A 13,071-nucleotide genomic window follows, 5' to 3' on the forward strand; every position below is an offset into this window, starting at 1 on the left:
TACATTTATTATAAGAGTATTTATAATTTTTGTAACTTTGCGCCATCACTTATAAAAAATTGACTATGGATATACCCTTTATTTATGGAAGACTCGCTGAGAAAGAGAGTTTTATCGACAGAGTAGAAGACCGAAGGGAGCTGAAAAATTTCCTTCGCCACGGCATCAACGTCATCTTGGTATCTCCAAGAAGATGGGGAAAATCTTCGCTTGTCAGAACCTCTATGGAAGAATTAATGCAGGAAGAATCCAAGACAAAGGTTTGCTTCATGGATGCCTCCAAGATTCATACGGAGGAAGAATTCTACAACAAATTTGCCTCCATCGTGATACAAGGAGTTTCTTCCACATTGGAACAGAAATTATCTGACTTGGTGAAATTTATCAATCGTTTTACCCCAAGCATCACGATAGCTTCCGACCCAATGAATAGCGTAGAGGTCAACCTAAAGGTGAATCCTGTAAAGGAAAGTCCTGAAAACATTCTGCAACTCCCCGAAAGGATAGCCGAGGCTAAAGGCATCAAGATTATCGTCTGCATCGATGAGTTTCAGCAACTCGCCAACCTGCCAAAATGGAAGAACCTTGAAGCTATGCTGAGGGCTGAATGGCAGTTGCAGCACCATACCACCTATTGTCTCTACGGCAGCAAGATGCACATGATGAAAGATATTTTCAACAAGGCGAACAGTCCTTTCTTTAAGTTCGGACAACTGATGAACCTGAAGAGAATAGCCAAGGAATATTGGATACCATATATCATGAGCAATTTTAAGAAGACAGGAAAAACTATCTCTGAGAGCCAAGCAGAATGTCTATGCGAAAGAGTGAAGTATAACTCTTGGTACGTACAGCAATATTGCTTCTTCCTATGGTCACACACAGACAAAGAGGTGACGCAAAAACTCCTCGACAACCAGCTCCAACTGGTTTTGGACACCAACGAAGATTTGTTCTTGACAGAGATGGACGAGCTCACTCCCACTCAAATCGGCATGTTGAAAGCCATCGCTTCTGGCGAAAAGCACTTCAATGCCAAGGATGTTGTAGAGACGTATGGTCTGGGGCAGCCACAGAGCATCACACGTAACAAAAAAGTATTAGTAGAGAAAGATCTCGTTGAGAAACATCTTCAAGATTTCTCATTCGTCGATCCTGTCTTCGAGCTTTGGCTGAAGAGAGAATACAACATTTTACCATAATGGGAATAAAAGCAACCAATAATCGCATTTTCGAGGAAAGAGATGAGGTAAACATCTCTCAAGATTAAGCAACAATTCATGAATCAGAACAATATCAGTGCCACAGAACTTTTCCAGCGGGTAAGGGAACTCCTGACGCTCCCCGACCTGGAACCGAAGACTCGCAACAAGATGATGCACGATACGCTCATCCTCTGTTGCCACGAAGGAGTGAAGGATACCAAACAGGCTTTCGGTAACCTTTTTTCCCAAGTGGATTATCTCTGTAAGGCCCGTGGCATCAAGGTGGCAGACAAGATTGCCATCCAGACCATGCGCCGACACAGCAATTCGCAGGAACCTCTTTCGGGCGAAGACCTGAAATATGATGCCCGTGCCCTCACCCTCTTCATCTCTGCCGTGTTTGAAGAGAGAATACCGCATGAAGTCAATGTACTCATCCCGCATATCAACCGTCCCTTCCAGAAGGGACTGGAAATCAACAACCGGCGCATCCGCTGCATTGTAAAGAACTGGGACAGCGACTTTATCCGTGTAGACATCGATCAGGATGCCGATGAAGAAGAGTATCTCGTGCGGTTGAAAGACGAAGAAAACCATATCGACCATACCTATCTTTGGGACCTGCTGAAGGAAGGAATGCAGCTCAATCTGCTCGACTGTCAGGTGAAGCAGCCCATCATCACCCCCCGACTCATCGTTGTAGAGCCCGATTATCTGGTAGATATCAGTAGTATTGCTACCTGTTTCACGGCTTTCGGTCACCATCCTCTGCTTTATCTATTAAACCTGATGAAGCCCCGTGCCAACACCCAGGCAACCCTGCTCGGTAACTTTGCCGGTGCTGCGCTCGACGACATCATCAACTCACACGGCAAGTATCAGGTGAACGAAACCGTGAAGAGCAACTTCCGGGAGAAAGCCCTGGAGTTCTGTACCTGTCCCTGGTTTGACGCCAAGAAGTTTTATACCGATGCCAGCCTGCAGGCATTCAATCTGCAGCAGGTAGTGGATATTCTCTTTCCGCGTACCGCATCGCAGGCAAAGATGTCAGCATTCCGAGGCGAAAGTCTTTACGACAGGAAGAAAGCCATCCTGGAGCCTTCGTTCGTATGCGAAGCTCTGGGCATACAGGGACGTGTAGACCTGATGACCACCGACTGCAAGCTGCTGGTGGAACAGAAATCAGGACGCAACATGAATATCGAAACCCATCAGGTAGATCCCGCTTATCACAGTTATCAGCTGGAGCCTCACTATGTACAGCTCCTGCTCTACTATGGCGTGTTACAGCACAACTTCAAGCTGAGCAACGACCGCGTGAATATCCGACTGCTCTACTCCAAGTATCAGCCGCAAGACGGATTGATGGTGGTAGCTTACTACCAAAAGCTCTTCAAGGAGGCCATCGAATACCGCAACCAGCTCGTTGCCGCCTCCTTCGAGATAGCCAAGGAGGGATTCGAGCATACACTGAATGAATTTACCCCCGAAGTTTTGAATGTGGCAGGTACCCAGGATTTCTTCTACAACAAGTATCTGAAACCACAGATAGAAGCCATCACCAACCCGCTCCACGACCTTTCTCCACTGGAGGAAGCCTACTTCTGCCGCATGATGACCTTTGTCTTACGGGAACAGATGATCAGCAAGGTGGGCGCACAGGAAGGAACGAACACATCGAGTTCTGACCTCTGGACCATGCCGCTCACCGAGAAGAAGGATGCCGGTAATATCTATACCGACCTGCACATCATCCGAAAGGAACAGAGCAGCGCAGGAAGTGGATTTGATACCATCACCCTCAGTGTGCCCGACCAGGGAAAGGACTTCCTGCCCAACTTCCGCATCGGCGACATGGTGTATCTCTATACCTACAAGCTGAAGGAAGAACCCGACGTGAGAAAGGCTATATTATATAAAGGTGTATTGCAGGAGATTCACAGCCATGAGATAGTAGTGCATCTCACTGACGGACAGCAGAACGCCGATATCTTCGAAACGAACCTGCCATACGCCATCGAACACGGAACGAGCGATGCATCGACCGGTGGAAGCATCCGCAACCTGCACCAGTTTATCTGTGCTCCAAAGGAGAAACGCGACCTGCTGTTGGGACAACGTGCTCCGCAAAGAGATACTTCGCTGGCATTGACCAAACATTACGACAATGTCTTGGACGATATCATCCTCCGTGCCAAACAGGCGCAGGATTACTTTCTGCTCGTAGGGCCTCCGGGAACAGGAAAAACCAGTCGTGCCCTGAAGTTTATGGTAGAAGAAGCATTGAACGACGGAACGGGAATGCCTACAGCAGAAAGCATCGCCACCGGAGACAAGACAGCTCAGCAACCCGCTTCCTCCATACTCCTGATGTCGTATACCAACCGAGCCGTAGATGAAATCTGCGAGATGCTGGTAGATTCCGGCATCCCATTCCTGCGTCTGGGCAGCGAATACTCCTGCGATGAACGGTTCCGCCCTTATCTGATAGAGAAGGCTATCAGCGACTGTCCGAAGCTCGAAGCCATCAAACAATATATAATAGGTACGCGCGTAATCGTAGGAACTACTTCGATGATGACTTCCAAGCCGTTCATCTTCACCCTGAAGCACTTCAAGCTTGCCATCATCGACGAGTCGAGCCAGATATTGGAGCCAAATCTCATCGGGCTCCTGTCTGCCGTGGATAAGTTTATCCTCATCGGCGACTATAAGCAGTTGCCTGCCGTAGTGCAGCAGAGCGAGAAGGATTCTGCGATTCCTACCATCCATGACAGCCAGAAGAATGGAGTTGTAGACATGAGTCTCTTACAGGACATCTGCCTCACCAACTGCCGCAGTTCCCTCTTCGAGCGCCTGATTCATTGGGAAGACCACGAGGAACGCACGGACTTTATCGGCATACTTCGCCGTCAGGGAAGAATGCACCCGGAGATAGCCGAGTTTCCGAACCGGATGTTCTACCGCCGGGAGAAACTGGAACCCGTACCTTGTCCACACCAGTTGGAAGAGGAACTGTCCTATACCCTCCCATCAGAAGATGCGCTCGATGACCTCCTGAAGGAACATCGCATGATCTTCCTCCCATCTCAGTTCTGCAAGGAACCGAATGTATCCGACAAGATCAATGCCAACGAAGCAGAAATCGTGGTAGACATGCTCCGTCGCATCCACCGTTTCTATGGCGCACAGTTCGACCCGCAGAAGACCGTAGGCGTCATCGTACCTTATCGCAACCAGATAGCCATGGTACGCAAGGGCATCGAAAAACTCGGCATCCCGGAACTGGAGAAGATCAGCATCGATACCGTGGAACGCTATCAGGGCAGCCAGCGAGATGTCATCATCTACAGTTTCACCATCCAGAACATCTGGCAACTCGACTTTCTTGCCGGCAACAGCTTCGTAGAAGACGGTGCCATCATCGACCGCAAGCTGAACGTAGCCATCACCCGAGCCAGGAAGCAGATGATTATGACTGGCAACCCGGAGATATTACGCAATAATCAGATTTTTAGTGAATTAATGGAGTATGTGAAGGAAAAAGGAGGTTATTTTTAAAATTTCATCCAAAAAGTTTGGTGATACGGAAATAAAGTCCTATCTTTGCAATCGAATTATAAACATAAGGATAAGAAAGAGACACATATAAGTATAGGATTCCGGTGCTCCACTGGCACTGGAATTCTTTATTTTTTATGCCTCTAAGAACATATTATTAATAACATTAAACAACAAGAAAAATTATGGCTTACATGTCACAAGAAGGCTACGACAATCTCGTAGCTGAGCTGAAACAGCTCGTATCTGTAGAGCGCCCTAAGGCATCAGCCGCAATTGCTGAAGCCCGCGACAAGGGTGATTTAAGTGAGAATTCTGAGTATGATGCCGCTAAAGAGGCACAGGCTCATCTGGAAGATAAGATCAATCGCCTGAAGCTCACCATTGCCGAGGCCAAGATTATCGATACCAAGCAGCTCAGCACCGACAGCGTGCAGATCATGTCGAAGGTAGAGATGACCAACATGGCTAACAAGGCAAAGATGACCTATACCATCGTGAGCGAGAGCGAGGCAAACTTGAAGGAAGGCAAGATTTCCATCAAGACTCCTATCGCACAGGGATTGCTCAACAAGAAGGTAGGTGAGATTGCAGAAATCAAGATTCCTCGCGGCACCATCAACCTTCGCATCGACAAGATTTCATTTGAATAAAACGGAATAAAAGGAACTATCATATCGGCAGCAATGCCCGTATGACGGTTCCTTTTATGTTATATGTAAGCCTACCCGATATACTCTACAGAAAATGAAAGTAGCCGATGCAACGACATCAAAAAGAGAATAAGATAATATGAATTGTAAATTATAAATTATTAATTATAAATTGATTAGCGATTATGGCAAGCATTTTTTCAAAGATTGCAGCAGGAGAGATTCCTAGCTACAAGTGTGCAGAAAGCGACAAGTTTTATGCTTTCCTCGACATTAGCCCTATCGGCAAAGGTCATACCTTGGTGATTCCCCGTAAGGAGGTTGATTACATCTTCGATATGGAAGACGAAGACCTGGCTGAGTTTGAGGTTTTCGCCAAGAAGGTAGCCAAGGCTATCAAGGCAGCCTTCCCATGCAAGAAAGTGGCGCAGGTTGTTTTGGGTCTGGAGGTTCCTCATGCCCATATCCACCTCATCCCAATGAACAGCGAAGCTGATGTCAATTTCCGCAAGGAGCACCTCAAGCTCTCTGAGGAAGAGTTCAAGGAAATCGCTGATAAGATTTATACTGAATTCCAGAAATTGTAGAATGTGTGTAAGCCACACATCCGCTTATAAAGTAAAAAATGAGCTGCAGAGGGTTGCAGCTCATTTTTCATACATATTATATTTATTTGACTAAATCGCCCATTAAATAAAGTCTTCACCTCGCTTCATCTGCACCTCGTTCACATATTTGCGAACCAATGCGGAAGAATCTTCCTTCCTGCAGACGAGCAGCACATTGTCTTTCTCGGCAACGATAAAACCATCCAGCCCGTTCAATACGGCAAGCTTGCCCTTCGGCAACTTAATCACATTGTTGTGGCAGTTTTCCATCATCACATCGCTGTCTATCACCACGTTATCGTCATCGCTCTTCTGCATCGCCTCATAGATACTGTGCCATGTTCCCAAGTCAGCCCATCCGAAATCACACTTCATCACGCATACATCTGAAGGCTTCTCAAGGATTCCAAAATCCACAGAGATATTAGGATAAGAAGAAAAACTCTCCTTCATATAGGCATTCTCCGTCTCGATGCTAAACTCCGGATACTGCTTGTCGTAATCACGGAGCACAGGAGGCAGAATCTTACAGAAACACTCTCTCAGATGCTTTACATTGCTCAGGAAGAGACCAGTATTCCAATAAAACTCCCCACTCTCAACGAATATCTTGGCAAAATCACGCTCCGGTTTCTCCGTAAAGGATTGAACCTGATACATATTGTCACAAAAGACATCGCCCATCTGAATATATCCATAACCCGGTTCAGGACGGGTTGGCTTCACTCCCATGGTAAGGAACCGGTCGTTCTCTGCTACAAAAGCCAAGCCTTTCAGCACATTTTCCCGGAAAGCTTCCTCGTTGAAGATAGCCTGGTCTGAAGGAGTGGTAATCACACAGGCATTGGGATTTATCATGGAAATGCGATGATTGGCCCATGCCATGCTCGGAGCCGTATTACGATGAATAGGCTCTGCCAAAATGTTATCCATAGAAACTTCTGGCAACTGCTCCTTAATCAAATGTACGAATTCCTCGTTCGTATTGATATATATATGATCAGCAGGAACAATCTTTGCCATTCGGTCGTAGGTTTGCTGCAACTGAGTACGTCCTACTCCAAAGAAATCGATAAATTGCTTCGGATAGTTACTGCGGCTGCAAGGCCAAAGTCTACGTCCTTTTCCTCCTGCAAGTATCACACAATAGTAGTTATTTACGTTAACCGTCATATTTTGATTCATATGTTTGCAGTTTTTAAATTAAATTTCCAACTGTAAAATTAGAAAATATATTTGAATGCGCCAAAGTTTTTCTCTTAATTTAAGATTGGAGGGGGCAAATACAACAATATTTTAGCCTTTTGGCACGCAAAATGCACTTTTTTCGAAAAAAAGTTCTCAAAAAGTTTGCCAGTTCAAAAATTATTAGTACCTTTGCAACCGCAAATAAGCCAAGTGCTATTTGCCCAGATGGCGGAATCGGTAGACGCGCTGGTCTCAAACACCAGTGGAGCAATCCATCCCGGTTCGATCCCGGGTCTGGGTACAACAAGAAGGTTGATAGTCTTTTGATTATCAACCTTCTTTCGCTATATACATTACCCATCCCCTGCTTTCATGAAAAAGTATCTGCTAAAGCTGGAAAAAACACAAAAAGTTAGGATTATTTCATGCCGACAGATTTCCCAACAATCTCAAAAACACCCTTCACCCTTCACCAACATAACATAAAGCACTATATATAAGACACTTATAACGGTGAAGGGTTTCATCAACTCTTCACCACTCTTCACCCACCCTTCACCTTTCTGCTTTTGGGTTTCCATTAAGGCTTGCTCCAAGGCTTCTATTATGAGTGGCCTTAGTCTTCTATTATGAGTGGCTTTAAGCTTCTATTAAGCTTGACTTAAGCCTTCTTTGAAGACGATTTAAACCTTATTTGAAACTGGTTTAAGCCTTAGATAAAGTTTACGTGGGGCTTAATTGAAGGTTACGTAGAGCCTAGTTGAGATTTACATGGGGCTTAGTTGAAGTCTTATTCCTATTCCCAGAGTAACAGAATCCTCCCTTTAAGCAGTTCAAAATTCTGCTGAGGTGAAGGGTGGTGAAGGGTGGGTGAAGGGTTGGCGAAACTCTTCACCACTCGCAACCCCAGTGTTTATCGGGGTTTCAAGCGAAAAGGTGAAGAGTGAAGAGTAAAATCGAGAGTAGCTTTTTTCGCAAGCAAAACTACTCAACCTACTGCCAGAATGCACCTAGTAAATGACAGAGATAGACCTGATGGAATCTTTCTCCCGACGTATTATTTCTTATCTGCCAATGGCAAAAAGTTGCCCGCCTAGGGGCAATATTGTGCCATGGTAAGGCAGAAAGCGAAACGTCTACACATTTAACAGAGAGACAGAAGAAGTTTATCAAATTCCTTGGCATTACCAATTTTATCAAAAAGAGCATTGAGCATTCTTTTTCTTTTCATCGTTACATTTGAAGGTTTAACACCAAGAATATTTCCAATTTCTGACGGAGTGAAACGAACTCTAGCTAAAAGACAGAGTTGATAATCGTCTATTAAAATAGAATTTTTCACTGCCATCATTTTCAATTTAAATGAAGGAAACTCATCAAAAAGCAATTTCTCCAGTTCTTTCCAATCATTAACTTCCAAAGTAGAAAGTCCACACCCCACACGATGCAAATGCTGACAGATAGAACTTGCTTGTACTTCATCTTCCTTCATTTGCGAAACAGATAGCTGCCTCGTATTCTGATAATCAACAAGTTGCTTTTCCAAAATGCGTATTTGGCGTTCATTATCCAAACTCATCTGCTCTATTCTGTTATCTGCCAATAGTTGCTGTTTTCTTTTTGCCTCTGCCAATTCTTCGAGTTTTGCCTTATAATTTTCACGTTCTTTACTCCTATTAACAGCATAATGCCTATAGACTAAAATTCCGAACATAACACCAAGAAGACAAAAACTCACAACAACTATTAACCACCTTTTCAATCCATCAGCACGCATCTGTTCCTGCTTAGCTAGTTCCTGGTTTCGGGTATAATTATAAAGTTGTTGCATATTCTGGATTTCACGGGTAGAAAGTTCCAGTACCCGCTTATCATTAATCTGATAAGCTAAATCTGCATATTTTGCCAAAGAATCCTTATTACCTATCTTCTTATACAATAAATAAAGACTCCGATGCCCGCCTTCCTGGCAATCTCCATCATTCTTATTTTTTAAGGCCTTTCTAAAATAACATTCAGCAGAATCTAACTGGTTTACAGCCATAAAATATAACCCTTTATCATAATAAAAGACTTCACGACCTTTCTCAATATTACCATCCTTATCAAAAACACCTGAATATTTTTCATAAGAAAGAATACAATCTCTTGCCTTATCATACTGTCCCAACTTTAAATAAGGTTCGATAATGACAGACGAACACATGGCAGCCAATTGATAGTTCTTTACTTGTCTTAATATCTTTTGAGCTCTAAGAATAATGGCAACTGAAGCTTGATTGTCATTCTGCATCTTATAACCCAAGCAAGCACCTCCTAGAAATATGGCTGCAGATGTTGTATCTTTTGCCAACAAAGAATACTTACAAGCATTTTCGCATGACTTCACAACATGCGCTGGTAATCTCTGAGCAATATATATCTGTGCCATCTGTCCATGAATCCTTGAAAGAAGAGAGTACATTATCTCATCTTTCTGTCCAAACTCAGCCGACTCTAAAGCTTTATTGTATGCTTCTAAGGCTTTTATGCTTTCACCAGCATCACGATAGGAACTACCCATCAGATAATAAGCCCGCACTTGGTCATAGATTGTCCCAGCATTTTCATAATACGTAACTACTGACTGAAAAATATTAGGTGCAACCACTTTTGCTCCAGCTTTATTTTGAGCATCAGCCAAGCATAACAGATAATGATTATAAGTGGCATGACCAGCAAGGGTCGCAGTATTCCGTATTTTATTTAAAGAATCTAATGCCATTTGAGGATTTTCAGAAATCAGATGCTCCATTTCCTTTAACCTACATGCATTTTCCTCTCTATTGCAAGAAACAGAGATAATCAAACATGCAAAAAATAACACAAGCTGTTGAATGTAATTTCTTCTCATAAAATCATATTTTTAAACTAAAACGAATAAAATCTGCTTTTATTACAACAAGACATACATTAGCAAATGCTACAAAACGAGAGAAAACAAGGTGCTTTTCCCGATGAATTCGGCAAAAACTGCGTTTTCAATCCTTTTCCAATGAAAAATCATTGAACTTATAGTTTTGAAAATTCAATATTTTTTGCAAACATGGCAGTAATTTTGCAAAAAAAATATTGAAATATGAAAATCTCTATCGTAATCTGTACTTATAATGGAGCCAAGTTTCTCGGAGAGCAGCTTGACTCCATTGTTTCTCAATCACTGTCTCCATACGAAGTTATTGCACAAGACGACGGTTCCTCGGATGGGACTTGGAACATCCTACTGGAATATGCAGAAAGATACCCATATATTAAGGTATATAAGAATCCTAAAGAAAGAGGTATTAATAATAATTTCTTCAGTGCCATCAAACGGGCTACAGGCGACTTGATTGCCATCAGCGACCAAGATGATATTTGGGAATCCAACAAATTAGAAATCATGTCGAAAAGCATCGGTGACAACCTCATGTGCGTAGGTCGTTCAGTCCCCTTTTACTGCAAAGAAGACAAAAACATTTCCATCCATTACGACAGCCGAAAACCCAACTGTAATATCATAAGGATGATGTATGCATCTATGCCTGGACATTGCACACTCTTTAGAAAAGAATTATTAACCTTTTTACCAAAGAATCTAGAATCATGTCCTATCTATACACATACATGGTATGATGTTATTCTTGGTCAGACGGCAGCTGCACTTAACAGAATCATCCTCATAGATAAGATTGTCGTGAAACAGCGACGTTATCAAGGAGCTGCCTCTTACTCTGCATACGACAAGAAGAGAATACGTTCTGCCAACAATGCTTTATCCATGATAGGATTTGGTATTCGCTATTATCACAAAATAAAACCGTTAATGGCTAAACATTTTGCGGTAAGAGCAGGTTTTCTAAAAACAATCCCGTCTGAAGAAAAAATATATAAGGATGCCATAAAGTTGATGGACTACGAAAGTAAAACCAGCATAACAGCATTAGGAGGACTCATTAAAATGTATGTAAAATATAGGCATATCTTGTTTTACACCTACGAAAAAGACCCGATAGCCATCCTTCGAGCAATATTACATCCATTCATGCAAATATACAACTACAAGTATTTGCTAGAAAAAGACTGAAAACGTTTGCGATGTTTTATAGGCATAATCTGATACTTTCGTTTGGTGAAATCAGATATTATTCATAAATTTGCAGACGGAAGCTAACAATGATTTATAAAACAAACAAAAACATAATTACAGTCATGAAGAAAATTTTTAGCATGGTTTGTGCTTGCTTGCTGGCACTCAGTGCCCAGGCAACCGACATCAAGAAGTATGATGCTCTATATGAGAATCTGCCATTCCAGATGGAAAAGGTGACCCGTCCACAGTTCCCTGCCAATGAGGTAAACCTCAAGGACTTTGGTGCTATTGGTGACGGTTCTTCTCTCTGTACCACAGCCTTTGCTAAGGCTATCGATGCGCTGACCCAGAAAGGTGGCGGTAAACTCGTTGTGCCACAAGGCGTATGGTTCACAGGTCCTATCGTATTGAAGAGCAATATCAACCTGCATCTCGAAAAAGGTGCTGTCATCCTTTTCTCACCAGATGATGCCCTCTACCCTTTTGTAGATACATCATTCGAAGGTTTGGATACACGCCGCTGCCAGTCACCTATCTCTGGCCATAATCTTACCAACGTGGCAATTACCGGTCAGGGCTGCATCGACGGAAACGGAGAATACTGGCGTCCATTGAAGAAGCAGAAGGTTACAGATGCACAGTGGAAGCAGATTACTTCTCGTGGCGGTGCTTTCAAGAGAGCTGACTACTGGTTCCCAACAGAGGGTGCATTGAAGGCTGACAACAGTGCCAACATGAATGTGCCTAAGACTCCAACTTCAGAAGAAGAGTGGAACGAGATCAAGCGTTTCCTCCGTCCTGTGATGATAAGCCTCGTAAGCTGCAAGAACGTTTGGCTCAACGGTGTTATCTTCCAGAATTCACCAGCATGGAACATTCATCCGCTGATGTGCGAGAACGTTCTTATAGAAGATGTATTGGTTCGCAACCCTTCATACGCTCAGAATGGTGACGGTCTCGACCTGGAGAGCTGCAAGAATGCACTCATCGTCAACTCAACTTTCGATGTAGGCGATGACGGTATCTGTATCAAGAGCGGTAAGGATGCTGACGGAAGAAAGCGCGGCATTCCTTGCGAGAATGTCATCGTAAACGGCTGTACCGTATTCAAGGGTCATGGCGGTTTCGTTGTTGGTAGCGAGATGAGCGGTGGCGTAAAGAATATTAAGGTGAGCGACTGCCAGTTCCTCGGTACTGATGTGGGACTCCGTTTCAAGAGTACACGCGGTCGTGGTGGCGTAGTAGAAAATATTTATATCGACAACATGTCAATGTTTGATATCCAGACCGATGTCATCACCTTCGATCTCTATTACGGTGGCAAGTCTGCCGTTGAAGTTCTCAACGATGGCGACGAGGCTAAGAGTCAGAAGGTACAGAAGTTCAAGGTAGATGAGACAACTCCTTGCTTCCGCAATATCGACATCAACCATGTCATCTGCCGCACAGCCCGTCGTGCCGCTTACTTCAACGGTCTCCCTGAGATGCCGGTAAGCAATATCCACATCAAGGATATGGAGGTAAACAATGCAGAATATGGCATCGTCATCAACCGTACAGATGGCGTGAAGCTCGAAAACATCAAGGTTAGTGCAAAGAACCACGCCTTCGATGCCAAGAATTCAAAGAATGTAATTGTCAACGACAAGACATACAAGAAGATTGACGAAAAGGGTATTACTCTTGACTTCTAATATCGTCTTGATGATAAAAGACAGATTAGACATTCTCCGTATCTGTCAGAA

At 43.6% G+C, this 13,071-nt stretch carries 8 protein-coding genes and 1 tRNA gene; 7 read left to right on the plus strand and 2 right to left on the minus strand.

The window, feature by feature from the left end:
- Window positions 1–65: 65 nt before the first annotated feature.
- From ACQRBJ_RS02300 to ACQRBJ_RS02315, 4 genes are all read left to right on the plus strand, one after another.
- Window positions 66–1,202, plus strand: coding sequence for an ATP-binding protein (locus ACQRBJ_RS02300; RefSeq protein WP_294968809.1), 1,137 nt, complete (start codon window positions 66–68; stop codon window positions 1,200–1,202).
- Window positions 1,203–1,280: 78 nt separating this feature from the next.
- Entirely contained in the window at window positions 1,281–4,766 is a 3,486-nt protein-coding gene (locus tag ACQRBJ_RS02305) for a DEAD/DEAH box helicase (protein WP_445302760.1), read from the plus strand.
- 185 nt (window positions 4,767–4,951) lie between these two features.
- The gene (gene greA / locus ACQRBJ_RS02310) at window positions 4,952–5,419 is read left to right on the plus strand and encodes a transcription elongation factor GreA (RefSeq protein WP_294968804.1); all 468 of its coding nucleotides are present in this window, start codon (window positions 4,952–4,954) and stop codon (window positions 5,417–5,419) included.
- Between the two features lie 185 nt (window positions 5,420–5,604).
- Window positions 5,605–6,006, plus strand: a complete 402-nt coding sequence (locus tag ACQRBJ_RS02315) for an HIT family protein (protein ID WP_294968801.1) — start codon at window positions 5,605–5,607, stop codon at window positions 6,004–6,006.
- A gap of 102 nt (window positions 6,007–6,108) precedes the next feature.
- Here the strand turns inward: ACQRBJ_RS02315 and ACQRBJ_RS02320 are convergent, their stop codons facing one another.
- Window positions 6,109–7,200 carry a sugar phosphate nucleotidyltransferase gene (locus ACQRBJ_RS02320; RefSeq protein ID WP_294968799.1) on the minus strand — a complete coding sequence of 364 codons (1,092 nt, stop codon included), beginning with the start codon at window positions 7,198–7,200 and terminating at the stop codon, window positions 6,109–6,111.
- Window positions 7,201–7,434: 234 nt separating this feature from the next.
- On the opposite strand from ACQRBJ_RS02320, the gene ACQRBJ_RS02325 reads away from it, so the two are divergent.
- Window positions 7,435–7,516 (plus strand) — tRNA-Leu (locus ACQRBJ_RS02325).
- 843 nt (window positions 7,517–8,359) lie between these two features.
- On the opposite strand, the gene ACQRBJ_RS02330 is transcribed toward ACQRBJ_RS02325, so the two are convergent.
- On the minus strand, window positions 8,360–10,108 hold the full coding sequence (locus tag ACQRBJ_RS02330; protein WP_445302761.1) for a tetratricopeptide repeat protein: 1,749 nt from the start codon (window positions 10,106–10,108) through the stop codon (window positions 8,360–8,362).
- Window positions 10,109–10,333: 225 nt separating this feature from the next.
- Between ACQRBJ_RS02330 and ACQRBJ_RS02335 the strand changes: the two genes are divergently transcribed.
- Window positions 10,334–11,320 (plus strand): glycosyltransferase, encoded by a 987-nt coding sequence (locus ACQRBJ_RS02335; protein WP_299400834.1) that lies wholly within the window; start codon window positions 10,334–10,336, stop codon window positions 11,318–11,320.
- Window positions 11,321–11,445: 125 nt separating this feature from the next.
- The gene (locus ACQRBJ_RS02340) at window positions 11,446–13,020 is read left to right on the plus strand and encodes a glycoside hydrolase family 28 protein (protein ID WP_445302762.1); all 1,575 of its coding nucleotides are present in this window, start codon (window positions 11,446–11,448) and stop codon (window positions 13,018–13,020) included.
- Window positions 13,021–13,071 lie beyond the last annotated feature (51 nt).

Origin of the sequence: Prevotella sp. SGI.167, assembly GCF_050313615.1 — a bacterium.
Classification (GTDB): domain Bacteria; phylum Bacteroidota; class Bacteroidia; order Bacteroidales; family Bacteroidaceae; genus Prevotella.

Coding starts and splice junctions, on each gene's coding strand:
- ACQRBJ_RS02315 (WP_294968801.1), top strand. CDS start 5,605: ATGGCAAGCATTTTTTCAAAGATTGCAGCAGGAGAGATTCCTAGCTAC.
- ACQRBJ_RS02335 (WP_299400834.1), top strand. CDS start 10,334: ATGAAAATCTCTATCGTAATCTGTACTTATAATGGAGCCAAGTTTCTC.
- ACQRBJ_RS02330 (WP_445302761.1), bottom strand. CDS start 10,108: ATGAGAAGAAATTACATTCAACAGCTTGTGTTATTTTTTGCATGTTTG.
- ACQRBJ_RS02300 (WP_294968809.1), top strand. CDS start 66: ATGGATATACCCTTTATTTATGGAAGACTCGCTGAGAAAGAGAGTTTT.
- ACQRBJ_RS02320 (WP_294968799.1), bottom strand. CDS start 7,200: ATGACGGTTAACGTAAATAACTACTATTGTGTGATACTTGCAGGAGGA.
- greA (WP_294968804.1), top strand. CDS start 4,952: ATGGCTTACATGTCACAAGAAGGCTACGACAATCTCGTAGCTGAGCTG.
- ACQRBJ_RS02340 (WP_445302762.1), top strand. CDS start 11,446: ATGAAGAAAATTTTTAGCATGGTTTGTGCTTGCTTGCTGGCACTCAGT.
- ACQRBJ_RS02305 (WP_445302760.1), top strand. CDS start 1,281: ATGAATCAGAACAATATCAGTGCCACAGAACTTTTCCAGCGGGTAAGG.